The sequence below is a fragment of the Bacteroidota bacterium genome, from assembly GCA_020402865.1.
Taxonomy (GTDB): domain Bacteria; phylum Bacteroidota; class Bacteroidia; order Palsa-965; family Palsa-965.
This window is the reverse complement of the sequence record JADBYT010000028.1, coordinates 52,603-78,478: the sequence shown is the minus strand read 5'-3', so window position 1 is coordinate 78,478 and position 25,876 is coordinate 52,603. Positions and strand designations below refer to the sequence as shown.

The following is a 25,876-nucleotide window of genomic DNA, read 5'->3' as shown; positions in this document are numbered from 1 at the left end:
GTTTGTGCTTCAATGCGGCCAAAGATACCGAACGAAGGGATGGAAAGAAGGGCATTTTTGAGAAAATTACGCGTGGATGCTTGTTAGTTTACCAAATCTCCCTACATTTGCCGTCCCGAAAAACGGGTATTCACTATTTATCAACAACTTAATTCTCCGCAGAAATGCCGACGAAAATCAGACTCCAGCGCCATGGTAAAAAGGCTTACGCCTATTTCCATATCGTTGTTGCGGACAGTCGTTCCCCACGTGATGGGCGATTTATCGAAAAAATTGGCACCTACAACCCGAACACCAACCCGGCGTCGATTGATATCGACTTCGACCGTGCGTTCGAGTGGGTGAAAACAGGCGCCCAGCCTACAGACACCGCCCGTGCGATTCTTTCGTACAAAGGTGTTCTTTTCCGTTACCACCTGTATCGCGGTGTGCAAAAAGGCGCACTCACACAGGAGCAGGCCGATGCCAAACTGGCAAAATGGCTTGAAGAGAAAAACAGCAAAATTGAAGGCAAGAAAAGCAAACTTTCTTCAGCTGAGCGCAGCGCCGCTGCAAAACGTATGGCTGATGAAACTGCTGCCCGTGAAAAAGCCGCTGCTAAAATCGCTGCCAAATCAGCACCCGCTGCTGAAGAAGCTGCCCCCGCCGCTGAAGAAGCTGAAGCACCGGCCGAAAATAACGGATAATCTTCCTTTCCCTGCAATTATTACTTTAACGGTCAGTCCCCCAGGGCTGACCGTTAATCATTTAAGAACTTCAAAAAAGCAAAATATCCTCATTGGGTGCAGCACGAAAATCCTCATTTACACAAGTAAACTCCGGTTTTCGTTCCTTTGTCCGCCTCAATCGTTTACTTTTTAGAGGTTCTCATTTTAATTTAAAGCCATGAAAAAAAGCGAATGTTACTCTGCCGGCTTTGTGCGCCGCACTTCAGGACTGAAAGGCGAAGTGGTAATTCAGCTTGATGTGGATGAGCCGGCCCGCTACCGCACGCTGGATGCGGTTTTTCTGGATATAAACGGCACGCTTACACCGTTTTTCATTACTCACGCGCGGCTGCTCAACAATAACCTTACCGTGGCGTTTGAAGATGTAACCACGCCCGCCGCTGCCGAAGCACTGGTAGGTTGCGAAGCCTTTCTGCCGCTGGCTGCACTGCCCAAGCTCGATGACAAACAGTTTTACTTTCACGAAATTCCGGGCTTTGCCGTTATTGATTCGGAAAAAGGTAAAATTGGCGATGCGGTGAGCGTAATTGACCGGTTGCAGCAACCTGTTTTGCAGGTAGGCGAGGGACGCAATGAAATCCTGATTCCGCTGGCGCCCGGCGTGGTGCTAAAGGTTGACCGCAAGGCGCGCGAGCTGCACATTGCCGCGCCCGAAGGGCTGATTGATATTTACCTCGGCAGCGGCAACGATGAGGAGGAATTCGACGGCGATTTCAATCCGTTTGCGGTGGATCCCGACGAGGAATAAACCCATGCGGCGCTGTTTTGCCGAATTTGTGTATTTTGGTAAAGCGAAAACCGACCCGCACCCTGCGTGCATCGTTTATGCCGTCTGCCACATTTGCCTTTAAGCAGTTTAACGTCCGCCAGGACCGCTGTGCCATGAAAGTGGGCACTGATGCGGTGTTGCTGGGCGCGTGGGTAAAAACCTACGGTGTGCGCCGCATCCTCGACATCGGCACCGGCACGGGCGTAATTGCACTGATGCTGGCCCAGAAATGCGGCGCGCAGATAGATGCCATCGACATTGACGAAACCGCCGTGCAGGAAGCGCGTGGCAATGCCGCCGCCAGTCCCTGGCCCGAACGCATCCGCGTAATGCACCAGTCGCTGCAGGATTTTGCCGCCGGCACCGATGAGCGTTACGACCTCATTGTAAGCAACCCGCCTTACTTCAGCGAAACGGTAACTGCCGCCGAAAAATCGCGCGCGGCCGCCCGGCATCAGCTTCTGCTGCCCTTTACCGATTTGCTCGAAGGCGTATCCAAACTGCTCACCCGCGATGGTAAATTCTGCGTCATTCTCCCTTCGCGCGAGGGCGTGAAATTTCTTGCGCAGGCGGCCTCGCACGGACTGCACCTCACACGCTTCACCCGCGTAAAAACCACACCCGAAAAAGCCGAAAAACGCTGGCTCATGCAGTTTGCCTGGCAGCCCAAGCCGCATTTTTCCGAGTCCACGCTGGTTATTGAAAAGGATAGTTTGAATGAGCAGAATTATACGGATGAGTATAAGGAGTTGACGAAGGAGTATTATTTGTATTTCTGATATGGAATTAATCCTTTGCCTTCGTTTATCCGGTATGCGTATAGTGTTAATCTTCCTGTTATTCTTCTTCACTGCATGTATTCCCAATAAACACCCCAACGTCACATATAGTTTTTCCAGCGGTGTAACATGGCAAAGTTTCAAGTTCAACGTTGACAGCACTTTTACATGGAAGGAGGGTAGCTGCACCCATCATGGGGAAATATCTGGTAACTACACAATTGTGAATAGGAAATTAACGCTTTTTGCCGACACATTAAAACCAGCACCTGTACCATCGCGCATTCACCATACAGAACCTGTTGGCGACAGTTGTTTGCTTTCGTTTACCGTATTTGAGCGATTGGACACAATTTATCCAATCCCCTTTACACTATTTAATTTAAGTTCTGAAACTGATACCTCGTGGAAAAAACAACTGGTTGCAAATATTGACGGAGTGGTGTCATTACACGTACACAAATACCTTTTTCCAATAAAAATACAAACCCGCTATCTGGGTTACGGACAAAATAATTTTGTGTTAGACAGGCCTGTAAATACCGCAGATTCTATTTTTCTGGCCGGATCAGGTGAGCAACTATTGTTTCTTTATCCCATTTTCCCTCAGGAATACCGAATTTTAAGGATGAACCGGCGCAAACTTCATTTAGTAAGAACCAGCGCGCAAATAATTCCAGGTTGTGGAAATGCACATACCCGTAGTATAAGACTCCGGCGATCAAAAAAGTATTGAAATGAAATACTATTTATTTGTTGGTACACCAGCATCTATACTGATTTTGCTTTTATCGGGTTGTTTCCATGACCGATACATCAGTAGAAGTTACAGTTTATCTACCGGTATGACATGGCAGAGTTTTGAATTTTATTCCGACAGTACTTTCAGATATAGCGAGGGAGGTTGTGTATATTCAAGCGAAATTACCGGCACTTATATACTTAATCGCAATATGCTTACACTGAACAAAGACACATCAAATTCATACCGATCCTTTTTTTCTCATCTTCCTGTAAATTCCGATAGCTGCTCTATTTCATTAACAATTCTTGCGCCTGTTGATACAACTAACCCGGTTCGTGTCGGAGATGCCATATTAACTGGCCGGTTTCCTGAGTTTAAAATTGATTCAATTTATCCTGCATCTAGTGCATTGATCGTATTCAAATCAACTGCTGATACAGTGTGGCGAAAATTATTTGTGGCAGATGTTGAAGGGAAATTAAATGCGGTTATTCACCGGTCATATTTTCCTCTTACAATAAATATTTACTATGCCGGTTATTCACCGGCAAATATTATAGTAAACGAACCATCGAAAATTGCGGATACGCTATATCTTTCTTTTCGTCCGGCTATTTTCCTGCAATTCTGCAACACTTTTCCTTTAGATTATAGAATTAATAAAATGAATTATAGAAAACTTGATCTGGCAAGGATAGAGAAATGCAGTCCGGATTGTAAAGAATGTGAAAGCTCCCAAAGAATCATATTAACAAGAAGAAAAAAGTAAGTAGAACAATATTCATTATGCGGTGTTTAAATGTTAATGACAATCCTCCACAAATTCCTAATCAAGGCAGCAAAACACGTGGCATTCGAAAAACACCATACCAAACTCAAAGCAGGCGATAAAGCACCCGCCATACACGGCATCCTGCACGACGGAACCGAATTTGATGCTAAAAACTACAAAGGCAAAAAAATTGTGCTGTATTTCTACCCGAAAGACAGCACACCCGCCTGCACCGCACAGGCCTGCAGCCTGCGCGATAACTACAAAGCCATGTTAAAGGCCGGTTATGCCGTGCTTGGCGTAAGTGCCGATACGGTGAAGAAACACCAGAGCTTTATCAATAAGTACGATCTGCCTTTTCCGCTCATTTCCGATCCCGAGCTTTCGCTTATTAAGGCGTATGATGTGTGGGGTAAAAAGCAGTTTATGGGACGTATTTTCGACGGAATAAACCGTACTACTTTCGTAATCAACGAAAAAGGGAAGATTGAGGAAGTAATTTCGGAGGTGGATACGGCCGGACATGCGGCTCAGATTCTTGGGTAAAGAACCGGATTATTACCTTTAGCTATTAAAAACAGTGTGGCGGGATAAAAAATATTTTATTCCGCTATATTTTTATAATGTACTGATAATGTGATTATTGTTTTGGTTTTAACGCTCATTTCAGTATGAAATATTAAGCGTTGTTAATAAAATTTTCGTCAAAAAACTTGACACGTAAAACCTTATTTGTAGGTTTGCATCGGAAAGAACGCTGAATCCGTTCCCAAGCCAATTATTACATAAAAAGAACCTTAACAACCATTACCATGGCTAAAGACAGCAAAGAAAAGGAAGTGAACAAAGAGAAGTTGAAGGCATTGCAGTTGACGATTGATAAACTTGAGAAGACCTACGGCAAAGGAACAATTATGAAGCTGGGCGATAGTCCGGTGGAGGCTATGGAAGTAATTCCCACCGGTTCGCTGGCGCTGGATATTGCGCTGGGTGTGGGCGGTTATCCCAAAGGCCGTATTATTGAGATTTACGGTCCCGAATCATCCGGTAAAACTACGCTGGCCATTCATGCCATTGCCGAAGTGCAGAAGCAGGGCGGCATTGCAGCCATTGTGGATGCGGAGCACGCGTTTGACCGTTTTTATGCACAGAAATTAGGCGTGGATATTGAAAGCCTGCTTATTTCGCAGCCCGACAATGGCGAACAGGCACTGGAAATTGCCGATAACCTGATTCGTTCGGGTGCGGTGGATATTCTGGTAATCGACTCGGTGGCGGCACTTACGCCCAAAGCAGAGATCGAAGGTGAAATGGGCGATTCGAAAATGGGTTTGCAGGCGCGTTTGATGTCGCAGGCCTTGCGTAAACTCACAGCCAACATCAGCAAAACCGGCTGCTGCTGCGTATTCATCAACCAGCTGCGCGAGAAAATTGGTGTAATGTTCGGTAACCCCGAAACCACCACCGGCGGTAATGCGCTTAAGTTTTATGCTTCGGTGCGTCTCGACATCCGCCGTGCCGGACAAATTAAAGACGGAGAAACCGCCACCGGCAACCGTGCCCGTGTGAAAGTGGTTAAGAACAAGGTAGCGCCGCCGTTCCGTCAGGCTGAGTTTGATATTCTCTTCGGCGAAGGCATTTCGCGTGTGGGTGAAATCATCGACCTCGGTGTGGAACACGGCATTATCAAGAAAAGCGGCTCGTGGTTCAGCTACGAGGATATGAAATTAGGTCAGGGACGCGATGCGGTGAAGAACCTCTTTGCCGACAATCCCGAAGTCATGGAGCGCATAGAAGCGCAAATCCGTGAAGCCCTGAGCGGTGTTCCGGCGCCCGAAGCTGCAGTTGAAAGCTGAGCAGCAGGATAAGCCGCTGCTAAATACTAAAGCGGCAAAAACGGCACAGTCATTTGCCATGGTTAGCCTGGCTGTGTCCGTTTTTGCAGTTGCGCAGCGGTGGTGAGGATGGCGTGAAGCAGAAATGGCAATTTGCAAGGAGTGAGCGATGGAAGAGAAGAAGATTGGGCATGCACCGTAATGCAGACTGATCAACACATGCAAATTGCCGGAGAAAAAGCAGCATAGGCACGCCCGGAAAAGTACACACAAAAGCATTCGCCGCCGGAAACGGCCGCCCGCGTCGGCAGTAAGACCCGACAGAAGGCGCCACCGGCAAAGCGAAATTAGCCGCTTACACATCCCGGAGTATCACAACTTGCAAAGAGTGTGTACCTTCGGGATGTGTTTTTTCATGCACACCAGTTAATTATGTCCATTCGCGTACTTCTTCTGCTGCCTTTTGCGGCATTCCTGCTCAACTTCTCGGCCGGCTGCGGCGAGGGTACTCCTGCTGATAAACCTGCGCCCAAAGATTCAATGGCCCTGAAACTGCAGGCCATCAATGATAAGCTGCTGAAAGAGCCTAACAATCTTGATTTGTACATCGAACGCTCGCGGCATTACATCAATGTAAAAAACTACGAAGCCGCACTGGCCGATGTAAACCGCGTGCTGAAATTAGACAGCAGCAAAGCCGAGTACCTCAGCGCCGGTGTAGATGTGTATTTCTTCACCAACCAAACCCGCCGCGCCAACGAACTGCTGATACGCCTGGTGGAGCTTCACCCTGAGAATGTTGATGGCTTGCTGCGACTGGCGCAAATGAAACACTACCTCCGCAAATACGAAGAAGAATTGTCGCTGCTCGACCGTGTGCTGCGTATCGACGTAAATAATTCGCAGGCATATTTCATGAAAGGCATGGCCTTTAAAGAAACCGGCGATACCGCCAAAGCCATATCGAGCATGCAAACGGCCGTGGAGCAGGATCCCGACTACTACAATGCCTGGATTCAGCTGGGTGTAATTGCAGCATCAAAGAAAGACCCAATGGCCACACAGTACTATTCCAATGCGCTTAAAGTTCAGCCGCAAAGTCAGGAGGCATTTTATCACCTCGGCATGTTTTACCAGAATACGCAGCAGTACAATCCTGCACTGGAAGCATACAACACCTTGTTGCAGCTTAATCCCAATCATTTTGATGCCCATTTCAACCTCGGCTACCTGCATACGGTTGAGCTGAACGACCCCACAAAAGGCATGGAGTATTTCAACCTCTGCATCAAAGACAACCCGAAAGAGCCACGCGGTTATTACGGCATGGGCTACTGCTACAAGGAAAAAGGCGATATTGCCAATGCCGAGGCCATGTTCAAAAAAGCACTCGAAGTTGATCCGAAATACGAAAATGCGGTGATTGAACTCAATGAACTTGACCGGATAAAAAAAGTCGGAAAATAAGAGCCTCAAACAACAGCCGCATGCACGTTTTGTCTGCGGCTGTTTTTTTTCGACTTGTCACTTTTTCAGTTTTCATTGGCTTTGGGCAGATAATTAAAATCATTTACACCGGTCAGTTTCTTAACCTGCTTATTGATTGAGTTGCTGAATACGGATACTTTCGAGATGCAGTGCCTGCATATAGGTGCGGACAAATGATTCACTCAGTCCGAGCTTTTGCCCCTTTTCCATTGCGCGTTGCATAATTTCATTCCATCGGGAAGACTGCAATACAGTGATGTTGTTTTCCTGTTTGAGCATTCCGATTGCTGAGGCCACACGCATGCGGTCTGAAATTTGTGAAAAGAGCTCATCGTCGATATTATCAATTGTGCTGCGCAGCTGGTGCAGCCTTTGTGAATATTCGGGATTGGCGGAGTTTGTTTTTTTATGAGCTATACGGTCAAGCAGCTCATTGAATTGTGCCGGGGTAAGTTGTTGTTCACGGTCGGTCCGGGCCTGGTCGGGGTTTTCGTGAACTTCTATCATTAATCCGTCGCTGCCAAGATCAATAGCTTGTTGAATAACAGCAGCCAGCGAATTTCGTTGTCCGCAAATGTGCGACGGATCGGTAATGAGGGGAAGCTGAGGGAAAAGCCGTTTCATTTCGATAGGCAGTTGCCAAAGCGGAGCATTCCGGTGGTGTGTATATCCATATACGCTAAAACCGCGATGAATGATTGCGGTATGTACAATGCCTGCACGCATTACACGTTCAACTGCGCCGGCCCAGAGTTTCACATCGGGATTTACCGGATTTTTTACAAGTACCGGTACATTGGTATTTCGCAGTGCATCGGCAATTTGCTGCACAGCGAAAGGATTAACCGTAGTACGCGCGCCAATCCAGAGAAAATCAGCTTCATAAAGCATCGCGTCTTCAGCATGGCGAGCAGTGGCTACTTCCACGCCAAATGGCAAACCGGTTCGCAGGCGGGCTTCGGCCAGCCAGGGCAGCGCCTTTATTCCAACACCTTCAAATTCACCCGGCGAAGTACGTGGTTTCCAAGCTCCGGCTCTGAGCAAATGTACTTTACCTGTGGCGGCCAGTTTTTCGGCCGTTGAAATAACCTGTGTTTCCGTTTCGGCACTACAGGGGCCGGCAATTACAACGTTTTTTTGTAATATAAGCGATGCCGCATTTGCAGCGTGTGGTTTTGGTGGGTTCATATTCAGTTTATATGAATCGTTAGTGAAATACGTATTTTACTTAGAGCCTGTTTAAAATTCATCCTTTGGCTTTGTTTCGGCACATTTTTCCTCATCCTGCGTTCTGTTTTTTGTCGATCCTCTCCAAGGATCGCCTGCAAAACACGCCTTGTCTGAGAAAAAATGTGCTCAAAACAAATCTCAAAAACAAATTTTAAACAGGCTCTTAGTGAGGTGTTGCACTGCGGTACATACCATGCAGATGAACAGATTTAGTGCAGGATTTCAATTCGAGAAGCCCATTTTCCAGACAGGCTTTATTGGTAAATTCAATGTCGAGATGAAATGAATATTCATGTATGTGGCCGGGAACAGGTACGCTCTGGATTTTGGTTACATTAAGCGAATGACTGGCTAAACAACTCAATGCCCCGGCCAGACTACCCGGTGTGTGAGCAGTACGGATGGTTACGGATGCCTTGTTCGGATTTTCAGGATAGTCCTGCCCTTTACTTAATATGTAAAAGCGGGTGTAATTCAATTCCGTATCGCATATATTCGGTGAAATTATCTCCAGTCCGAACTTTTGAGCAACAGCAGAACCGGCAATTACAGCCAGCCCATTCTGTAAGCCGCCGGCAACCATAGAGGCACAGGTGGCAGTATCTTTGTATTCATTTATTACCACATTACGCAGTTTGGAAAGAAATAACTGCGACTGACCCAGTGCCACGGGGTGAGAAAGTATTTCCTTTACTTCACTCATTTTCATTCCTGCCGGGCCCAGGAGATGCAATTCAACAGGAACAAAAACTTCGCCGATTACATTAAGTTTGAACAGCTCAATAAGCTGGTAATTTAACAGGATGCTCCCGGCCACTTTGTTTTCGATGGCGATAATGCCGTAATCACACTCGTTGTTACATATTCTTTCGCATACTTCTCTGAATGAGCCGCACTGCAAAACAGAAACATCTTCGCCGAAGTATTTTCGCGCAGCAAGATCATGAAAGGAAGAAAGTGAACCCTGAATGGCAATGAAATGATTTCTCATGGTAGTGATGATTATGTGTGAGATGAGTTCTAGAATTCTATTACTAAAAAAGCCCTGCTTTTCGGGCAGGGCTTTGTGCATACAATAGCTTTCCTGCCTCATGGCTGGATGAAGAAGAAATAAAAGAAAACTGTTGATGTCTGTCTTTTCATGGCATAAAAAAAGCCTTCCGTGCAGGGAAGGCTTTTTGTTATAGTTTGGTCAATAACCTTCCTTTTCACCGCATTGCGTTGAAAAAGAAGAAATAGTTATTGAGTTGTTTTTGCATTTGTTTTTCTGTTTTGCAACGTTACAACAGTTTTTCGATTAACCCAAATTTTTATCTGTATTTATTGTTTTGTGTACCTCAGGCTCTTAATAACGTTTCCGTTCAATTATTGTTCCGTCGGGTTTGCGGAGTACCCATTTTCCATTTCGTTTGCCGTTTACATAATTTCCCATCCAGACATTACCACTTACGTGATCAACCTCTTTCCACGTTCCCGAGCGCATGTCATTCATATAATTCCCGCGCATAATTACACCGGTAAGCGTATCTGTTTCTTCCCACGCGCCATTACGCTGGTTTCGGTTGTAGTAACCTTTGGCATAGGTATTTCCTCGTGTATCGTAAAATTCCCAATAGCCGTGGCGCGTGGCGGTATCGAGCATGCTGCCGTAGCAACGTGTTTGCCATGTGGCCGATTTAATGGTCATCAGCATAGGCTCTTTACTTTGCGGCGGTGCTTCTGCCCAGATAATGGTTTGCTGCGTGGCTGAATCATAACGCGAGCCGGAAATAAGCTTCGCATCGCGGAAACGTACTTGCAAGATGCAACGACCAGTTGCATTGTAATAACTCTGCTCGGTTATTTTGCCGTTTTCCCAAGTGGTTTTTGAAGTAACGGTGAGCGGAGGAATGGAATAGAAAGATTCTACCGGACGGTAATGACCCGGCAAACATTCAATGCTGGTGTGCTGTGCATTTTTAAAAATATCGGCACCTGTAATTGAATCGCGCTGTACATAAAACCATACCGAGTCAGCCTGATATTCCGGCACACGTGAGGCAATGGTATTGCCGCGAATGATCCACTTGCCGGTGCGCACAGTTTTTTCAACCCACACAAAGCCGGGTGGCGTATTGTTGCTGGCATACGCCTCCTGACGGTGGATGTAGGGCATGTATTCATAATCATACATTGCCGGTTGCAGTTCGCTGTACACATATATGTGGCCTTCTTCCTGCACATAATCGCTGCGCAGCAGGTTTTGGAAATAGTACAGCGAGTCATTCACGTGCTCGTACCACATATAGGGCTGTGAGGATTGCAGCTGAAACAGCTTGCGTTGTTTCATTACTCCTTCATCAAACCATTCCTCCGAATACACCTGCCGGATACTGTCCTGCGTGTGATAATAATACAGCCATTTCCCGTTTTTCTTTCCGTTCAGGTAATTCCCTTCAGTTAGTATGTGGTTAAACTGCCAGGTGGTCCAGCGTCCGGTTTTCAGGTCGTTTTCAAACGCTCCTTTTTCATCTGCCATGCCCGGGCTGGAATAGCGGATGTAGGTGCCGGTTTTCTTTCCGTTTTTCCAAATCACTTCTTCATTCACCGATTTATCGTTGAAATAAATCCGCCATACACTGTCTTTCACACCATTTTTAAACCAGCCTTCCACAAAAGGACTCCCGTTTCTGTAGAACTGCACCCAGCGGCCGTGCAGCTGACCATTTTCATTGCATGTGCCCTGCCATTTCAGTGTTGGCTTGGTTTGTTGGCTACCGGAATTTCCCCAATAATAGGATATTTCGGAAAATACCGCGCTTCCGCATTGTGGAGGAACTGGTTTGTTTTCATCAATCAATATGGGATTGTAATAGGAGGGTTGAATCAATGCGAGTTCATCAATTGTAAATCCGCTTTGTGCCTGCCATTGAAAAAAAGCCGGGTCGGTTAGCTGACGGATGTAGATGTAGTTATTGGTGAGCGACACTTTTCGGGCAAGTTTTCCCGCACCGCTTTTGAGCATGAGATAGCCAACGGCACAATGCGTGCCTGTTTCATCAATAAACACCGGTATGCGGCCGGGTTTGTAGTTGTTTTGCGGGAAAATACCGCTGTCGGCATAGGCTTTTAGTTGGGTAATCAGGCTTTTGCGACGTTGGAGGCAGCCGGGCGGCAGGTGGAGCGGGAATTTACGACGTTCGAGCAGCGAAATAACCTGATAAAGATGGGTTTGAATCAGTGCTCTGTCGCTGTTGAAATGCTGCGCAGGCTCATTGGCTATCGAGGTGTATTTTCCCCATTCGGTATTTATGGTTTGCAGCTGGTTGCGAAGCGTTTGCCCCTGAGAGACTGTATGGACAACAATAAGCAAAAAAGTAAGTATGTGTCGCATTGGGTGGTGTTTACAGTGGATAGATGCTCGAAACAGGTTTTTCCATATTAAATTCCATCTTTTTTTTGAAAAACCGGCAGCATGAAATAAACGTAAATTTGCATACTATGAAAATCGGTATTGTATGTTATCCTACTTTCGGCGGATCGGGAGTTGTAGCCACAGAGCTGGGCAAGGCCCTTGCAGCCAAAGGTCACGAAATACATTTTATTACTTACAGCCAGCCGGTGAGGCTTGATACGTTTCAGGCCAATATTTTTTACCACGAAGTATCGGTGAGCGATTATCCGCTTTTTGATTACCAGCCTTACGAGTTAGTACTAAGCAGCCGCATGGTGGATGTGGTAAAAAACGAAAAGCTCGATCTGCTGCACGTGCATTATGCAATTCCGCACGCATCAGCCGCCTATATGGCGCAGCAAATTCTGAAAGAAGAAGGCATTCATCTCCCGTTTATTACCACACTTCACGGCACCGACATTACGCTGGTGGGCCGCGATGCGTCTTTTGAACCGGTAATTACCTTTGCCATCAACAAATCGAACGCAGTGACTGCAGTTTCCGATAGTTTGCGGCAAGACACCTACAGCAATTTTAAAGTGAACCGCGAAGTGGAGGTAATTCCCAACTTTATTGAACTGAGCGAATACGGACAGGCCCGGAGCAATTGCCAGCGCCAGATGTTTGCGCCCAATGGCGAACGCATTATGGTGCACGTATCAAACTTCCGCAAAGTGAAAAGGGTAGAAGATGTGTTGCGTGTGTTTGATAAGGTGCGCAAACAAATCCCTACACGCTTAGTGCTTGTGGGCGATGGCCCCGAACGCCCGCAAATAGAAAAACTTTGCCGCGAACTCAATACCTGCGATGAAATCCGCTCGCTCGGAAAGGTGATGAACCCTGCCGAAGTGCTTTCCGTGGCCGATTTATTTATTCTTCCTTCAGAAACGGAAAGTTTCGGACTCTCCGCACTCGAAGCCATGGCCTCTCACGTGCCTGTAATTTCTACAAATACCGGTGGTTTGCCGGAGGTAAACGTGCAGGGGTTCAGCGGTTTCCTGAGTAATGTAGGCGATGTGGACGAGATGGCTAAAAATGCCATCTATATTTTGTCGGACGAATCCCGACTGCAGCAATTCAAAGCCAATGCATTTGCTCAGGCACAGAAATTTGATTTGCAAATCATTTTGCCGCAGTACGAAGCACTTTATGAGCGTGTACTGAAAGGTGTTCCGGTGTTGTAACAGATTGCACTATTCATTTTCAGGCACTACCATTTTCCGTGCAGGCGCAACACCTGTTCAATTACATCGCGCACACAACCACGCCCGCCGTTAAACGGAGAAATATAAATGCTTTCGGCGCGGATTTCGTGAACGGCATCGTGCGGACAGGCGGCTACACCGGCAAGGCGCATGGCCAGTAAATCGGGCACATCATCGCCCATGTAAAGAATATCGTTGTAGTGCAGACTGGTTTCGGCGGCAAATTCCTTGAGCGTAATTTCCTTATCGGTGCTGCCGAGATAAATATATTCAAAGCCAAGTCCGGCTAAGCGTGCGCGTAATGTTTCCTCACGTGCACTGCTGATAATAGCCATGGTGTAGCCTGCTTTGGCGGCTGTGGTAATGGCATGCGCATCTTTGGTATTGAAACTTCGCGTAACTGTATTGTCTGAACCAATAGCCACGGTGCCGTCGGTAAGCACACCATCAATATCAAAAGCAAAAGCACGTATCCGGTTGAGGCGTTGTTTGAAGTTGTCGGTCATAAGTCAGCGTGCGTATGTTGAATGCTGCTGCTTAGCAGCTTGTAGAGTTGCTGTAGTTCTTTCTGGTTTTGCAGGAGTTGAAGATGGCTTTGCATTACCTTTTTATCGTGTCGCAGGGCCGGGCCGGTTTGCGCGCGGGCAGGAGCGAGGTGTTTTATTTTTTCGGCGGTTTCGGTAATGAGCGGATGCAGGATGTGGAAGGGGATTTGTTGTGCGGAGGTAATTGCTTCGGCCAGTGTGAAAAGGTGGTTGCTGAAGTTATTTACCAAAACCGCAGCCAGGTGCAGGTGTGCGCGTTGTACAGAACTAAGCCTGGTTACATTTTCAGAAAGTGCGTGTGCAAACAGCCCCAGTACTTTTGCCGCCGCCGGTGAAGAGGCCTCCATGCACAGCGGTATTTTTGAAAACCGGATGCGATGTCCGGCCGTAAGACTTTGCAGCGGCCAAAGCACGCCGGTATGTGTTACAGCCGCATGTTCCAGCACATTAAGTGGTACACTGCCGGCGGTGTGTACAACCATGCCACTTCCTTTTGGAATACGGGCAACGGTTTGTGCAATTGCATCGTCTTTTACGGCAATGAGGTATAAATGCGCCTTTGCAGCCACCTGCATATCGCCCCAGGCGGCCTGCGTGCCAAGCAGGCGGGCCAGTTTTGAGGCTTGTGCACGGCTGCGGCTCCACACCTGCACAATTTCGGCGCCTGATTTTTGCAGCGCGCGCCCGAAATGCCAGGCCACATTGCCTGCACCCAGTAGCACCACTTTTTTTCCGCTCAATTCCGGCATGGTGTAAAGTTAGTGCTTTGCCTGTTGCCGTTACATGCACACATAAACGTAAATTTGAAACCATGCGACTGTTGCTTTTTTTGCTGATCGTTTTTTTTGCTTGTGAACTTCCTGCACAAACCCCGCTGCTTAGCCCGCTGCAGGTGGTTGAACAATACGTATCGCCGCAGGGCTTTCCGGATAAAAAGAGTTACGTAAGCGGCGAGCTTACCGGTGAACGCAAAACCGATACTACGCTTGGTCAGCGGCTTCCGTTGCGTGTGCAGCGCCACACACGCCTTGTGCGGCAAGACAGCACATTTGCCTGTGTAGCGGTATGGCTTCATGATTCGCTACTGAGCACCGATTATTATTTCTATCTCCGCAAAAAAGAAGTGTGGAGCATGTATGCCATCCGCACACTTACCGGCACAGCCCCGGTAAAAGCCGCACTGGCCCGCCTCGATTCAGTGCCGCCAGCCGCACGGGGCAAGGCATACACTGCCGCACACAGTCACAGCTGGGCCTTTGAAAAAGCCAATTGTACATTGTTTCTTGGTTGCGACAGTGTGCTGAAAACACATTTCATCAGCAACCGGAAAACCTTTGTGAACCTGCAAACCACGCTGGCAAAAAATCCACGGCAGTGCAGCAATGATTCCTTGCTTGCACGTGCTTTCGGAAATAAAAAGATCAGTCGCAAAGCCGGTCAACTGCTTATCCGAAGCGTGGTTACTGATCCGCTTTGGCCCGGCACACTGCTTTTTCTGATAGGAGGCACCAGCGATAACCGGGTAGGCTATCTCTATCAGCCCGACCCGGCAAAAATTCCACCGGTTTCGGCACGGAATTATATTCTCATTGAGCCGCTGGGCAATGGCTGGTATCTTTTCAAAACCACGTAACCTGCGGCGGGCAGAAATACGGCTTTTCTCTTGTATGGCTGTAATTTTACCCGATTTGCTTGCCACAGTTGCGCAGAAACCAGTAAATTGCCCCTGTTAATCACTGTTTATGCGCATCACGGCATTAACTATATCCACCGCTTTTATTGATGAATGCAGGCGTTTTTATGTAGAACGTCTCGGTTTCACGGAGCACGAAGTGATTGGCGGTAGCGACGGGCTGGCCATGCAGGCCGGTTACACACGTTTTACACTGGTGCCCGGCACGGCCGATGCACGCTATCATTTTGCATTCAACATAAAGCCCGATCAGCTTCCCGATGCGGCCGAATGGCTTCAGCGTAAGGGCGTAGAGCTTATTCCTTCGTCAAACGGACAGGGTAATGTGATTGATTTTCCGGACTGGAAAGCCCGGTCGGTTTATTTTTTCGATCCGGCGGGCAATATCGTTGAGTTAATTGCACGTGCAGCAATACCCCCGGCGGGCAATGCGCCCCGGTTTGGAGCGGCATCGCTGCTTGGTGTGAGTGAAATAGGACTTGTGACCGACGATCTGGCCGCATACCGCGACTGGCTTGCGGGAGTACACGGCATTGCCGGTTTTGTGCGACAGGAAAACACCGATGCTTTTACCGCATTGGGTGATGATGAAGGCCTGATTTTACTGGTTCCACCCGGCCGCGAGTGGTATATGGGGCGTTTTCCCGCTGAAAAGCATCCGGTTTCTCTTGTAGCAGAAAACGGAGGGAGAGAAATCAGGCTGAGGCTGGGTTAAACAGCCATATTCTGCTGCCCGATTCGGGAATAGTTGATTCGTATGCGTACAAAGCACAAAGCAACCGAAATTGCTTCCGGTTGCTTTGAAACAGGCAAAGAATATGGGTTTATGCCATAGCCTGAAACTCGGAGGGTGCTTGTTGCTGGTAATGCTGCTCGGCATCATTCATGAGCGGCATAAAAGCACCAAAATTGGATACGGTCACATGCACATAGCGGAACAGCGAGATATTTACGAAACGGCTGTTGCATACAGGCTTATTCTGGAAAGCCAGCACCGCAGCAATTGTCCGCCGGCAAAGCACATGATCAGTTTTAGTGACGCGAAGAAGTATTTGCCCGGTTGCACTTTTCCGTTCCCAAAGTCCCCATTTCTTTGATTTGATAAGTGCATGGCGCATGTTTTCCGACTCACCAATGTATAACAGTTCGTAAGCATCCGGGTGATCATGTGCTACAAGCCCCGGTTTTTTGGGAGCAAATACAATGTAAATGCCGGGTGTATTGGGCACAGATTCAGAAACAGACCGGGATGAAAGATCCCAGGTACCTTCCCAGAAAAGGCGTAAATGTAAACGATCCATAGTGCAGGGGGAATTAGGACGTTATACAAAAAGAGAGTTGGCTAAAAATGGATGGCAGAATTCGTTTCAGGAACCTGCATTACTGCGTCGAGCAGTACATCTGTTTTGAGCGGTTTTTCGAGGCAGGCTATCACCTGAGGGAAGGCAAATGCCTGTTTAATGAGTAGTGGCCTGTAGTTGAGCCAGGAAGTAAGTACAATTACTTTCGTTTTTGAACTGATTTCCTCCGGAAGTTCCTGAAGCCGCTCCAGAAAGTCGATACCCCCTTTTCCGGGCAGATACAACTCCAGCAGAATAAGATCAGGAAGTGTTTGGGCCTGAGCAAGGTGAAAAATACCAGCCCGGCCCGAATTGAAGGCTCCGAAATTACGGCACAATCCGTGTTTCTCAAGCATCAGACGGCTTTGAAAAACGTCGGTTTCATTGGCATCGATGTGCCAGATTGTTTGAAAAGGGGTTAACTGCCCCTCAAACCCAAATTCCCGTGACTGATTACCGTACATAAGCCTTATTTTTTTGATAGTACTAAGTAAAGACCGAAACCTCTCAAAAGCGAGTATGTTTTGAGAGGTTCAGGACATTCGAAAATGTAATCGAAGGTGTTCTTTAAAGGATTTTTTACTATTGCAACTGGTAGCTATTCAGCAAATTATGGTATTTGGTTTAATTTTCGTAAAATTATTGTTTATAGGTTCGTGGACATCCATAAATATGATGATGAGTTGTTAATTAGGTTAGCTGAGCACCTCTTCCCAGTCACGAATGTTATCTGCTTCTATGAATAAAATGAATCTTTTGCCGCCAGTTACAGTTACGATAACATTTGTTGAACCTTCTACAGGAGTGATGGTTTGAACTGTGTACCCCCGATCCGCCATAAACTCAATAATGTCAGCATCACTTATTGCACTGGCATTTGATGCGTGCTGTTGGGTTGCTGCAGAAGCTGAGTTAGCATTCAGAGATGTAAATGAAGTAACAAAGAGTGCGGCAATTGCCAGAGCAAGCATTTTGATAGACATTTTCATTTTTTTGGGAGTGATTAGTTGTTATTTTTGTTTGTATTACACTGCAAAGGAATTGCATTTGGATAGAACTTTAAGAGACATTTCAGCGTAATAAAGACTTTCGATTCCATTATTTATGAATGTCCGTTTGGCCAAATCCTCACCGAAATAAGGTATTCAGAAAAAGAAGCCTTGTTGAAAGTGGAAATTCAATAGATATTGTATTATCTTTTATTTCTCAATGACGACTTCAAAACAGAACGAATTAGATAAACTATATAAACTGCTGCACACACTCAACAGGCAGCAAATAAAGGTATTGAAGAAATATCTGGTTGGGTTTTCGACTCGTAATGAGGCAGAAACTAAAATGCTTGAATTGGCCAATTTATTACTAAGTAAAAAACAATCTGCACCTGATATTGATTTTTGTTCAAAGTCTATATATGGTGCTCCCCGCGATAGTCGAATTGATAAATTAAAAACGCGGTTATATAATAAAGTTCTCGATTCGCTTGCTATCGATATTAATATTCAGCGAGATGAGTATGAAGATGAAATTCATCCCATTACAATCCGATTAAAAAAGAAAGCAACAATTTTACAAATTATCAGATTTACCCCACTACGTGAATCGCTTGGTATTGAATTACTGAATGACATTATTTATACCTCCAGAAAATACGAAATGTATTTTGTTCTTCTTGAGCATTTGCACCAGTTGAAGTATATGAAAACATGGCGAGAAGGTCAAAAAACATTTGAGAAGTTCATTGAGGAAATAAATTATTATGAAAAATGTAATCAAGCTAATATCAGAGCAACCGACAATTATTATAAAACAATTTTTCACACTTCTTTCTCGGGAAATGTTGGGGATAAAAAACTTACATCCTTTTATCTTGATTGTATAACACAAACCAGATATGATTATCAGCAAACACAATCCCCTTCAGTAGGTTATTACTTGCTTATGTTTGAGATGGGGTATTACCAAAGTATCCATGATTATCATAAAGCTAAAGAAACGTGTGAAAGTTTAATTAATCTAATTCAAAATAATATATCAGTTTATAGGAAAAACCGAATGGGGTATGCATATGGAAATTTGGCAGAATGTGAAGTTTATCTCGGGCATTATGAACAGGCAATAATTGATGTGCGTAAATCGGTAGGTTATCTCACCCCAAACTCTTCTGATTATTATTTGAATAAGCAATTTGAATTTGAGATATTATTTTTGAATAATAAATGGCATGAAGCACAGCTAATAATCGAAACTCTCCAGAAAACAAACCGCCTGAAACAAGGTGATTTCCGTATTGCCAAATATGCCTTTTATGAGGCCTGTGTGCATTTCAAGCTGGGGCGCTTTAAAGAGTGTTCGCGGCAGCTGAGCCTTAAGTTTGAACTATCGAAAGATAAGCTGGGCTGGGAAATAGCCATTCGTATTTTGCGGATAATGACCATGATTGAGCTGAACCGGCACGATGAGGCCCAGCCAATGGTGGGTAATCTTCAGAAACACATTGAACGCAATGCCCGAAAGGCCGATGTAAATGAGCGCGACAGGATGATTCTTAAACTGTTCAGGGAGCTCGACAAAGCCGGCTTCCGGTTTGATAATCTTTCAAAAGTGCCGCGCGACCTGCATGCCAGACTCAGCGAGAAAAACCAGCCCTGGAGCTGGAAACCGCTCTCGCCCGAACTCATTCCCGTGCACGAATGGCTGCAGAGCAAACTACCAGCCCAAACCACATCGCGCCGAAAGTCGTGAGGCTTTACCGTTTTCCGGTTATCTTTGGCATTCTTTCACTTAAATACATTTTATGAAACTTCTTGAAGGAAAAACGGCTATCGTTACCGGCGCATCGCGCGGAATTGGCCGTGGCATTGCCATTATGTTTGCCCAGCAGGGCGCCAATGTGGCATTTACTTACCTCTCGTCGGTTGAAAAAGGGCAGGCACTTGAACAGGAGCTTGCCGCTTTTGGCGTAAAAGCTAAAGGATACCGCTCGGATGCTGCTGATTTTGCCGCTGCCGAAAAATTAGTGAACGATGTGGTGGCCGATTTCGGTACGGTTGACATTCTGGTGAACAACGCCGGTATTACCCGCGATACCCTGCTTATGCGCATGAGCGAACAGCAGTGGGACGAGGTAATAAACGCCAACCTCAAATCGGTTTTCAACCTTACCAAAGCGGTACAAAAACCGATGCTGAAACAGCGCAAAGGCTCCATCATAAACATGAGCTCGGTGGTGGGCGTGAAAGGCAATGCCGGACAGGCCAACTACGCCGCTTCAAAAGCAGGCATTATCGGCTTCAGCAAGTCGGTGGCGCTTGAGCTTGGTTCGCGGAATATCCGCTGCAACGTGGTGGCTCCGGGCTTTATTGAAACCGAAATGACCGGCGCACTCGACCCGAAAGTGGTGGACCAGTGGCGCGAGGGTATTCCGCTTAAACGTGGCGGTTCGCCCGACGATATTGCCAATGCCACCGTATTTCTGGCATCCGACATGTCGGCCTACATTACCGGCCAGGTGCTGAATGTATGTGGTGGTATGCTTACCTGAGGCTGAGAGACTGACGCAACGCACCTTTTCCATTGAGCATTAAAATAGTTACTGAAGCACCGCTGTGGTACACGCTGTTTTGCCTGCTGGCAGGTGGCGTGTACGCGGCGTTGCTGTATTTCCGCAATGCCCGCCTGAACGAGTTTTCGCGCGGCATGCTTTGGCTGCTTTCGGGTTTCCGCTTTGTGGCGGTAAGCCTGCTTTGCTTTTTGCTGCTCAGCCCGCTGCTCAAAACGGTGAGCCGCGAAGTGGAAAAACCGGTGGTGGTGATTGCGCAGGATGTATCCGAATCAACCCTGCTTACGGCTGATTCTGCCTGGTACCGCAACGAATATCGCCAGAAGCTCAGCCGCCTGACCGAAAAGCTGGCCGAAAAATTTGAAGTGAAAACGTATTCGTTCGGCGAAAAATTCAGAGAGAATATTGCGCCGGAATGGACCGACAGGCAAACCGATTTCAGCACCTTGTTTGATGAAATTGAAACCCGTTTCAGCGGGCGCAATCTGGGCGCTGTAATTGTGGCCAGCGACGGGCTTTACAACAAGGGCGAAAGCCCGGTGTTTGCCGCATCGTGGCTCAAAGCACCCGTGTTTACCGTGGCCATGGGCGATACCACCGTGCGCCGCGATTTGCTGGTGAACAATGTGCTGCACAACAAAATTGCGTTCCTCGGCAACACTTTTCCGCTCGAAATTGTGGCCGAAGCGCATCGCTGTGCCGGTATGCGCACTGTACTTACGGTGTCGCAAAACGGACAAACGCTTTTTTCGCAGCCGCTTACGCTTACCGGCGATCCGTTTTCGACCACCATTCCCGTGCAGCTTGATGCCAAAGCCGTAGGTTTGCAGCGTTACCGCGTTAGTTTGACCGCTGTTGACGGTGAGCAAAACCTGCGCAACAACACGCGCGAAATTCTGGTGGATGTGCTCGACGGACGGCAGAAAGTACTGCTGGTAAGCAATGGGCCGCATCCCGACATCGGCGCATTGAAACAAAGCATTGAAACCAGTCAGAACTACGAGGCCGAGGCCTTCACACTCGACCAGTTTACCCAGCCTGTGGGCCAGTATAACCTGGCTGTATTGCACGGAATTCCGTCGCAAAGCCTGCCCGGCCAAAAGCTGCTGGCTGATCTGGAAGCGGCAAACATTCCGGTGTTTTACATTACCGGTTTGCAGCCGCAATACACGTATTTCAACAACCTCAAAGCCGGTGTGCGCATCACCAGCCGCGGCGAACGGGCCAACGAATGTGAAGCAGTGCCGGTAAACGGTTTTCCGCTTTTCAGCCTCGGCGATAACGTACTGAAATACATTCCGCAGTTTCCCGCCGTGCAGTCGCCGTTTGCCGATTTTCAAAGCTCGCCGGGCGCTACGCCTTTTCTGCGTCAGAAAATAGGCGCACTAAAAACCGATTATCCGCTTTGGGTGTTTGCCCAGCAGGGCGACCGCAAAACGGCGGTGTTTGCCGGCGAAGGCCTGTGGAAATGGCGCCTGCGCGACTTTGCCGATCACGGTAACCACGATATTTTCAACGAAATTGTTTCCAAAACGGTGCAGTATCTGGCCGTGAAGGTTGACAAGAGCCTTTTCCGCCTGAGCACGCGCAACAGCTGGGACGAAAACCAGCAGGTGAGCTTTGAAGCCGAGGTGTATAACGAAAGCTACGAACTCATTACCGAGCCCGAAGTAACACTCTCCATTACCAATGCCAAAGGAAAGCAGTTTCCGTTTACATTCACAAAAACAGCCACAGCCTATCGCTTAACCGCCGGACAGTTTGCGCCGGGCGATTATAGCTACACCGGCCGTGTAACGGTAAACGGCAAGGTATTTACACAAAAAGGCTCGTTCAGTGTAGCTCCGCTCGTGATGGAGGCGGCCAGCCTCACAGCCAATCATCAGTTGCTTTACAACCTGGCGCAAAGCCACAACGGTGCAATGATTAATGCGCGCGAATTAGATAAATTAGAGCAACTCCTGCTGGCGCGCGAAGACATACGCCCCGTAATTTACAATCCGCAGCAGCTCAACGATCTGATTACGCGCTGGTGGGTGTTTGCTGTTCTGCTGCTTTTGCTGGCTGCAGAGTGGTTTTTGCGCAAACGAAACGGGGCCTACTAAGCACACGTATTAATCGTCAAGCCCTTTTCCGCTCAGAATTTTCGGAATACATTTCTCCACACGTTCCACACGCGTTTTAGCTTGTCTGGCCGATGAGAAATGCATCAGATAAGCCCGCTGCCGGCCCGGCGTGAGTGCATCAAAGGCTTTTTTCAGTTTGGGGTTTGCTTTCAGCTGCACGGCAAACTCATCGGCCATGATAAAATCTGTAGTTTTCTTTAAAACTACTTTCTCGCCATTTTTTTCAGCCGTAATTGCTTTTTTGATGAACGACCGGATGTCGGACTCACGTTCAATTATTTCGCTGAGGTGCGTAAACCGCATTTGGCGGGCGGCCTGCACGTTTGGCGTTTGCTGCACAAGTAAACCTTTCGGATCGGGCAGGAGGGCACCATTAAAAAAAAGAAGGGCGCAGTAATTTTTAAAGGTGTGAATTAATACAATGTTTTTTCCTTCAGATACATAACACGGACAGCCCCATTTCAGTTCTTCATTTACCTGCGTTTGCAGTACAATTTCGCGGAGCCTGATTATTTCATCTGTCCAACGTTTTTCCTTCTCGAAATAAAAATGGACTTTCGGATTCATGGCGGCAGTAGTTTGAGTGCTGTTTGTATTTCCGTTGCGCAGGCTGGTAAATTAAAGCACCCGCAAAATAAGCATTACCCGCCATTACGGCCGGTTGATGCTGATAAAGGGAGTAATCCCTTCGTAATCAATGCAATTTGAAAATACGGTGCGGCGTTTTAGGTTTAAATCATCAGGTATTTGTTTATGTGCCAAATTGTGATATACTTGTAAAACCATTAACCGAAAAACCCATTTTAAGTCATGGCAAAACACCTCAGCCGTTTTATTACAGGCAAGTTCATTATCCTCGCACTTTCGTTTGGTGCAGTAACACTTGTAGCAGAAGCCTGCGGGCAAAAGCACGCCTGCGGTTCGAAAAGCCAGAAACGCAAGAAAAACAAACGCGTGAAAAAGAGCACGAATTTTATGACCTATTAACAGGTATGTATATAATTCAAAAGCCGGAGCAATCCGGCTTTTTTGCGTTTATCCCAATATGTTTTTGATGATGCGCAGGTTGTGAGAGATTAACTAAATGTACACGCGTTTAGTCTTTTGTAATTTCGACTTTTTGTCATATTATTTTTGTACACAAACAATTAAAAAAAATAACCATGTCAGAAGACGCAGAAGGTATGAAAGGCAATAGGAGCCGAAATCAAAATGGACAACTTCGAGATAAAAGAGATGATGTTCATATTGGGACTATTGAACAGCAATATGGAAGGAATTTCAATGTTAGAAGTGATATGCACCTCAAAACATTCCTTGAGAAGAATAATATTAAGTCCTTAAGTAAATTAATAAAGGGGAAATATTGAACGCAGATGTAAATTGGAATAGAGTAGAATTTATCCAAGTATATTTTTGATGATGCGCAGGTTGTGCGTATATCCCCCGCGTTCGGGCGTAAAAATGCCGTAATGGTCGAACGGATCGATGCGTACGCGGCCGGAGGCGTGAATGATTTTGTTCTGGTCGATAACCATGCCTACGTGGATGATACGGCCTTCTTCGTTATCAAAAAAGGCGAGATCGCCGGCCTGGGCTTCTTCCACAAAGCTGTGCGCAAGGCCGGGTTCCACCTGCTGGTAGGCATCGCGTTTGAGCTGCATACTGTTGGCCTTAAAAATAAGCTGCACAAAGCCCGAACAATCAATACCCAGCGGTGTGCGGCCGCCCCAGAGGTAGGGCGCATTCATAAACAGCAGGGCCGTTTCAACCAGCGCCTGCCTGTCGGGCACGGCATCCTGCTCAAACGGCTTTATGTTGCCGTCAACCAGAAACACGCGGTCTTCAATCTGGCATTGCCCGCTGTGGTAGTAGGGAAGTGAACTGCCAAGTGTGACCGGAAACGAAATTTGTGTTTCGGTATCGGTAATGATGGTGATAAGATCGGTAGTAACCGGGGCCGGATTGCGGCGGAGATTGTCGAACGTGGCTTTGCTTACGGGCAGGTACTGCTTGCGGTCTATCCAGCATTCGTAGTGATCCCAGGCGGTGATGATGCGGTGCCAGCTTTCGCGTTGTTCCACTACTTCAAACGCATCGCCGAAGAGCAATTGCGTCACCATCTCACTCCGGTCAGAGGATTCGCGGCGGCAGGGAACGGCGCTGAGGTGGCAAACTCCGTACATACGGCACAAATGTATAAAAACGAACGCGGCCGCCATAAAGGCAGCCGCGCTCAGTTTTCAGCATAGTTTTACACGCTTTCGATGACCATGGCGCTTCCGCCGCCGCCGCCGTTGCAAATGCCGGCCGCACCGTAGCGGGCGCCGTTTTGCTTAAGCACATGCAGCAGGGTAACCAGTATGCGGGCGCCAGAGCAGCCGAGCGGGTGGCCCAGCGCCACCGCGCCGCCGTTTACGTTTACGTTCGAGGCGTTGAGGTTGAGCAGCTGCAGGTTGGCCAAAGCCACTACTGAGAAGGCTTCGTTGATTTCGTAAAACGAAATGTCTTCGGCTTTCAGACCGGCCTTTTCAATGGCTTTCGGAATGGCTTTTGAGGGCGTGGTGGTAAACCACTCGGGCGCCTGCTCAGCATCAGCGTAACCGCGGATGATGGCCAGCGGCTTAATGCCAAGTTCCTTAGCCTTGTCGGCGCTCATGAGCACCAGCGCGGCGGCACCGTCGTTAATGGTTGATGCGTTGGCGGCGGTAACGGTGCCGTCTTTCTGAAACACGGGCTTGAGGGTGGGGATTTTGTCGAAGAACACGTTTTTGTATTCTTCGTCTTCGCTGATCACCACTTCGCCCTTGCGGGTGGCCACGGTTACGGGTACAATTTCGTCGGCAAATTTACCCGCCGCCCAGGCTGCCGCCGAGCGTTTGTATGATTCAATGGCGTAGGCATCCTGTGCTTCGCGGCCAATGGAGTAGGTAGAGGCACACAGCTCGGCCGAGTTGCCCATCAGGTTATTGTGATACACATCGGTGAGGCCGTCTTTCACAATGGCGTCGAGCAGCTGACCGTGACCGTATTTGTGGCCATAGCGGCCTTTTTCCACGTAATAAGGTGTGGCCGACATGTTTTCCATGCCACCGGCCACCACCACGTCGTTATCGCCGAGCAGGATGCTTTGCACACCAAACATCACCGATTTCATGCCCGAAGCACACACTTTGTTCACCGTGGTGCAGCGCACATGGTCGGGCAGTCCGGCAAACTTGGCAGCCTGACGGGCAGGCGCCTGACCGAGGTTGGCCTGCAGCACGCTGCCCATAAACACTTCTTCAATCATGTTCGGGTCGATGCCGGCACGTTCTACAGCGCCTTTAATGGCCGCCGCGCCTAATTTGGTGGCCGGAACATCGGCAAAAGCCCCGCCAAAAGCGCCAATGGGTGTGCGCACGGCAGAAACGATATATACTTCTTTCATACGTTGATTTTTTCGCGATTTAGAAAACGGGGCAAAGGTAAGGATTTACTTTGGGAGGAAGCAGGCGAGGTATATCTGCGCAAAACTTCATGCGTAATTGCAAAACAATACAAGCAGATTAATGATAAAGTGGTCAAATTCGACCACTTTAAAGCGGCTTGGCTGGTAAATACCGCTTCACGTCGGCTTTTGTTAA

At 47.5% G+C, this 25,876-nt stretch carries 27 protein-coding genes; 16 read left to right on the top strand and 11 right to left on the bottom strand.

The genetic code is table 11. The annotated features are described in order from the left end of the window. Positions 1 to 164 precede the first annotated feature (164 nt). The 8 genes from IM638_17535 to IM638_17500 all read left to right on the top strand — a co-directional run bounded on the left by IM638_17535 (position 165) and on the right by IM638_17500 (position 7,095). A complete protein-coding gene (locus IM638_17535; protein ID MCA6364840.1) occupies positions 165 to 686 on the top strand; it encodes a 30S ribosomal protein S16 in 522 nt (173 codons plus the stop codon). Between the two features lie 199 nt (positions 687 to 885). Then, entirely contained in the window at positions 886 to 1,476 is a 591-nt protein-coding gene (gene rimM, locus IM638_17530; GenBank protein MCA6364839.1) for a 16S rRNA processing protein RimM, read from the top strand. Positions 1,477 to 1,553: 77 nt separating this feature from the next. Then, on the top strand, positions 1,554 to 2,276 hold the full coding sequence (locus IM638_17525) for a methyltransferase (protein MCA6364838.1): 723 nt from the start codon (positions 1,554 to 1,556) through the stop codon (positions 2,274 to 2,276). Position 2,277: 1 nt separating this feature from the next. Continuing rightward, on the top strand, positions 2,278 to 3,012 hold the full coding sequence (locus IM638_17520; GenBank protein MCA6364837.1) for a hypothetical protein: 735 nt from the start codon (positions 2,278 to 2,280) through the stop codon (positions 3,010 to 3,012). 1 nt (position 3,013) lies between these two features. Further along, the gene (locus IM638_17515; GenBank protein ID MCA6364836.1) at positions 3,014 to 3,790 is read left to right on the top strand and encodes a hypothetical protein; all 777 of its coding nucleotides are present in this window, start codon (positions 3,014 to 3,016) and stop codon (positions 3,788 to 3,790) included. A 36-nt stretch (positions 3,791 to 3,826) separates the two neighbouring features. After that, a complete protein-coding gene (gene bcp / locus IM638_17510) occupies positions 3,827 to 4,339 on the top strand; it encodes a thioredoxin-dependent thiol peroxidase (GenBank protein MCA6364835.1) in 513 nt (170 codons plus the stop codon). 266 nt (positions 4,340 to 4,605) lie between these two features. Continuing rightward, a complete protein-coding gene (gene recA / locus IM638_17505; GenBank protein ID MCA6364834.1) occupies positions 4,606 to 5,649 on the top strand; it encodes a recombinase RecA in 1,044 nt (347 codons plus the stop codon). Positions 5,650 to 6,060: 411 nt separating this feature from the next. Next, positions 6,061 to 7,095: a tetratricopeptide repeat protein gene (locus IM638_17500; GenBank protein ID MCA6364833.1), complete on the top strand. Its 1,035-nt coding sequence runs from the start codon at positions 6,061 to 6,063 to the stop codon at positions 7,093 to 7,095. A 129-nt stretch (positions 7,096 to 7,224) separates the two neighbouring features. Here IM638_17500 and IM638_17495 read toward each other — a convergent pair whose 3' ends face one another. The 3 genes from IM638_17495 to IM638_17485 all read right to left on the bottom strand — a co-directional run bounded on the left by IM638_17495 (position 7,225) and on the right by IM638_17485 (position 11,719). Further along, on the bottom strand, positions 7,225 to 8,304 hold the full coding sequence (locus IM638_17495) for a bifunctional 3-deoxy-7-phosphoheptulonate synthase/chorismate mutase type II (GenBank protein MCA6364832.1): 1,080 nt from the start codon (positions 8,302 to 8,304) through the stop codon (positions 7,225 to 7,227). Positions 8,305 to 8,509: 205 nt separating this feature from the next. Then, a complete protein-coding gene (locus IM638_17490) occupies positions 8,510 to 9,337 on the bottom strand; it encodes a prephenate dehydratase (GenBank protein MCA6364831.1) in 828 nt (275 codons plus the stop codon). A gap of 354 nt (positions 9,338 to 9,691) precedes the next feature. Then, the gene (locus IM638_17485; protein MCA6364830.1) at positions 9,692 to 11,719 is read right to left on the bottom strand and encodes a hypothetical protein; all 2,028 of its coding nucleotides are present in this window, start codon (positions 11,717 to 11,719) and stop codon (positions 9,692 to 9,694) included. Between the two features lie 107 nt (positions 11,720 to 11,826). Here IM638_17485 and bshA point away from each other — a divergent pair, with 107 nt between their 5' ends. After that, complete coding sequence (bshA, locus tag IM638_17480) at positions 11,827 to 12,963, top strand: N-acetyl-alpha-D-glucosaminyl L-malate synthase BshA (protein MCA6364829.1); 1,137 nt, start codon at positions 11,827 to 11,829, stop codon at positions 12,961 to 12,963. 26 nt (positions 12,964 to 12,989) lie between these two features. On the opposite strand, the gene IM638_17475 is transcribed toward bshA, so the two are convergent. Beyond that, entirely contained in the window at positions 12,990 to 13,490 is a 501-nt protein-coding gene (locus tag IM638_17475) for a 3-deoxy-D-manno-octulosonate 8-phosphate phosphatase (protein ID MCA6364828.1), read from the bottom strand. Then, positions 13,487 to 14,278 (bottom strand): DUF2520 domain-containing protein, encoded by a 792-nt coding sequence (locus IM638_17470; GenBank protein MCA6364827.1) that lies wholly within the window; start codon positions 14,276 to 14,278, stop codon positions 13,487 to 13,489. Before IM638_17470 ends, IM638_17475 begins: the two co-directional genes overlap by 4 nt. 62 nt (positions 14,279 to 14,340) lie before the next feature. On the opposite strand from IM638_17470, the gene IM638_17465 reads away from it, so the two are divergent. Further along, the gene (locus IM638_17465) at positions 14,341 to 15,162 is read left to right on the top strand and encodes a hypothetical protein (protein ID MCA6364826.1); all 822 of its coding nucleotides are present in this window, start codon (positions 14,341 to 14,343) and stop codon (positions 15,160 to 15,162) included. A 109-nt stretch (positions 15,163 to 15,271) separates the two neighbouring features. Further along, entirely contained in the window at positions 15,272 to 15,937 is a 666-nt protein-coding gene (locus tag IM638_17460) for a VOC family protein (GenBank protein ID MCA6364825.1), read from the top strand. Between the two features lie 109 nt (positions 15,938 to 16,046). Here IM638_17460 and IM638_17455 read toward each other — a convergent pair whose 3' ends face one another. From IM638_17455 to IM638_17445, 3 genes are all read right to left on the bottom strand, one after another. Beyond that, the gene (locus IM638_17455) at positions 16,047 to 16,523 is read right to left on the bottom strand and encodes a hypothetical protein (GenBank protein MCA6364824.1); all 477 of its coding nucleotides are present in this window, start codon (positions 16,521 to 16,523) and stop codon (positions 16,047 to 16,049) included. 41 nt (positions 16,524 to 16,564) lie between these two features. Next, positions 16,565 to 16,918, bottom strand: coding sequence for a response regulator (locus tag IM638_17450; GenBank protein MCA6364823.1), 354 nt, complete (start codon positions 16,916 to 16,918; stop codon positions 16,565 to 16,567). 339 nt (positions 16,919 to 17,257) lie between these two features. Beyond that, positions 17,258 to 17,551 (bottom strand): hypothetical protein, encoded by a 294-nt coding sequence (locus IM638_17445; GenBank protein ID MCA6364822.1) that lies wholly within the window; start codon positions 17,549 to 17,551, stop codon positions 17,258 to 17,260. A gap of 220 nt (positions 17,552 to 17,771) precedes the next feature. Here IM638_17445 and IM638_17440 point away from each other — a divergent pair, with 220 nt between their 5' ends. The 3 genes from IM638_17440 to IM638_17430 are packed head-to-tail and all read left to right on the top strand — an operon-like array spanning position 17,772 to position 22,229. Continuing rightward, positions 17,772 to 19,307: a hypothetical protein gene (locus tag IM638_17440; protein ID MCA6364821.1), complete on the top strand. Its 1,536-nt coding sequence runs from the start codon at positions 17,772 to 17,774 to the stop codon at positions 19,305 to 19,307. A gap of 52 nt (positions 19,308 to 19,359) precedes the next feature. Next, positions 19,360 to 20,106, top strand: coding sequence for a 3-oxoacyl-[acyl-carrier-protein] reductase (fabG, locus tag IM638_17435; GenBank protein MCA6364820.1), 747 nt, complete (start codon positions 19,360 to 19,362; stop codon positions 20,104 to 20,106). 32 nt (positions 20,107 to 20,138) lie between these two features. Then, positions 20,139 to 22,229, top strand: a complete 2,091-nt coding sequence (locus IM638_17430; protein ID MCA6364819.1) for a hypothetical protein — start codon at positions 20,139 to 20,141, stop codon at positions 22,227 to 22,229. Between the two features lie 9 nt (positions 22,230 to 22,238). Here IM638_17430 and IM638_17425 read toward each other — a convergent pair whose 3' ends face one another. Then, entirely contained in the window at positions 22,239 to 22,817 is a 579-nt protein-coding gene (locus IM638_17425) for a YdeI/OmpD-associated family protein (GenBank protein ID MCA6364818.1), read from the bottom strand. 243 nt (positions 22,818 to 23,060) lie between these two features. On the opposite strand from IM638_17425, the gene IM638_17420 reads away from it, so the two are divergent. Together IM638_17420 and IM638_17415 are read left to right on the top strand one after the other, a co-directional pair. Further along, on the top strand, positions 23,061 to 23,237 hold the full coding sequence (locus tag IM638_17420; GenBank protein ID MCA6364817.1) for a hypothetical protein: 177 nt from the start codon (positions 23,061 to 23,063) through the stop codon (positions 23,235 to 23,237). A gap of 197 nt (positions 23,238 to 23,434) precedes the next feature. Next, the gene (locus tag IM638_17415) at positions 23,435 to 23,620 is read left to right on the top strand and encodes a hypothetical protein (GenBank protein MCA6364816.1); all 186 of its coding nucleotides are present in this window, start codon (positions 23,435 to 23,437) and stop codon (positions 23,618 to 23,620) included. A gap of 30 nt (positions 23,621 to 23,650) precedes the next feature. Here the strand turns inward: IM638_17415 and IM638_17410 are convergent, their stop codons facing one another. Together IM638_17410 and IM638_17405 are read right to left on the bottom strand one after the other, a co-directional pair. Then, positions 23,651 to 24,436, bottom strand: coding sequence for a C40 family peptidase (locus IM638_17410; GenBank protein MCA6364815.1), 786 nt, complete (start codon positions 24,434 to 24,436; stop codon positions 23,651 to 23,653). A 68-nt stretch (positions 24,437 to 24,504) separates the two neighbouring features. Further along, positions 24,505 to 25,680: an acetyl-CoA C-acyltransferase gene (locus tag IM638_17405; protein MCA6364814.1), complete on the bottom strand. Its 1,176-nt coding sequence runs from the start codon at positions 25,678 to 25,680 to the stop codon at positions 24,505 to 24,507. Positions 25,681 to 25,876: the final 196 nt, after the last annotated feature.

Coding starts and splice junctions, on each gene's coding strand:
- IM638_17475 (MCA6364828.1), bottom strand. CDS start 13,490: ATGACCGACAACTTCAAACAACGCCTCAACCGGATACGTGCTTTTGCT.
- rimM (MCA6364839.1), top strand. CDS start 886: ATGAAAAAAAGCGAATGTTACTCTGCCGGCTTTGTGCGCCGCACTTCA.
- IM638_17470 (MCA6364827.1), bottom strand. CDS start 14,278: ATGCCGGAATTGAGCGGAAAAAAAGTGGTGCTACTGGGTGCAGGCAAT.
- IM638_17495 (MCA6364832.1), bottom strand. CDS start 8,304: ATGAACCCACCAAAACCACACGCTGCAAATGCGGCATCGCTTATATTA.
- IM638_17485 (MCA6364830.1), bottom strand. CDS start 11,719: ATGCGACACATACTTACTTTTTTGCTTATTGTTGTCCATACAGTCTCT.
- IM638_17445 (MCA6364822.1), bottom strand. CDS start 17,551: ATGAAAATGTCTATCAAAATGCTTGCTCTGGCAATTGCCGCACTCTTT.
- IM638_17490 (MCA6364831.1), bottom strand. CDS start 9,337: ATGAGAAATCATTTCATTGCCATTCAGGGTTCACTTTCTTCCTTTCAT.
- IM638_17460 (MCA6364825.1), top strand. CDS start 15,272: ATGCGCATCACGGCATTAACTATATCCACCGCTTTTATTGATGAATGC.
- IM638_17415 (MCA6364816.1), top strand. CDS start 23,435: ATGAAAGGCAATAGGAGCCGAAATCAAAATGGACAACTTCGAGATAAA.
- fabG (MCA6364820.1), top strand. CDS start 19,360: ATGAAACTTCTTGAAGGAAAAACGGCTATCGTTACCGGCGCATCGCGC.
- IM638_17515 (MCA6364836.1), top strand. CDS start 3,014: ATGAAATACTATTTATTTGTTGGTACACCAGCATCTATACTGATTTTG.
- IM638_17465 (MCA6364826.1), top strand. CDS start 14,341: ATGCGACTGTTGCTTTTTTTGCTGATCGTTTTTTTTGCTTGTGAACTT.
- IM638_17455 (MCA6364824.1), bottom strand. CDS start 16,523: ATGGATCGTTTACATTTACGCCTTTTCTGGGAAGGTACCTGGGATCTT.
- IM638_17500 (MCA6364833.1), top strand. CDS start 6,061: ATGTCCATTCGCGTACTTCTTCTGCTGCCTTTTGCGGCATTCCTGCTC.
- IM638_17450 (MCA6364823.1), bottom strand. CDS start 16,918: ATGCTTGAGAAACACGGATTGTGCCGTAATTTCGGAGCCTTCAATTCG.
- IM638_17535 (MCA6364840.1), top strand. CDS start 165: ATGCCGACGAAAATCAGACTCCAGCGCCATGGTAAAAAGGCTTACGCC.
- IM638_17410 (MCA6364815.1), bottom strand. CDS start 24,436: ATGTACGGAGTTTGCCACCTCAGCGCCGTTCCCTGCCGCCGCGAATCC.
- recA (MCA6364834.1), top strand. CDS start 4,606: ATGGCTAAAGACAGCAAAGAAAAGGAAGTGAACAAAGAGAAGTTGAAG.
- bshA (MCA6364829.1), top strand. CDS start 11,827: ATGAAAATCGGTATTGTATGTTATCCTACTTTCGGCGGATCGGGAGTT.
- IM638_17520 (MCA6364837.1), top strand. CDS start 2,278: ATGGAATTAATCCTTTGCCTTCGTTTATCCGGTATGCGTATAGTGTTA.
- IM638_17405 (MCA6364814.1), bottom strand. CDS start 25,680: ATGAAAGAAGTATATATCGTTTCTGCCGTGCGCACACCCATTGGCGCT.
- IM638_17440 (MCA6364821.1), top strand. CDS start 17,772: ATGACGACTTCAAAACAGAACGAATTAGATAAACTATATAAACTGCTG.
- IM638_17420 (MCA6364817.1), top strand. CDS start 23,061: ATGGCAAAACACCTCAGCCGTTTTATTACAGGCAAGTTCATTATCCTC.
- bcp (MCA6364835.1), top strand. CDS start 3,827: ATGACAATCCTCCACAAATTCCTAATCAAGGCAGCAAAACACGTGGCA.
- IM638_17425 (MCA6364818.1), bottom strand. CDS start 22,817: ATGAATCCGAAAGTCCATTTTTATTTCGAGAAGGAAAAACGTTGGACA.
- IM638_17525 (MCA6364838.1), top strand. CDS start 1,554: ATGCCGTCTGCCACATTTGCCTTTAAGCAGTTTAACGTCCGCCAGGAC.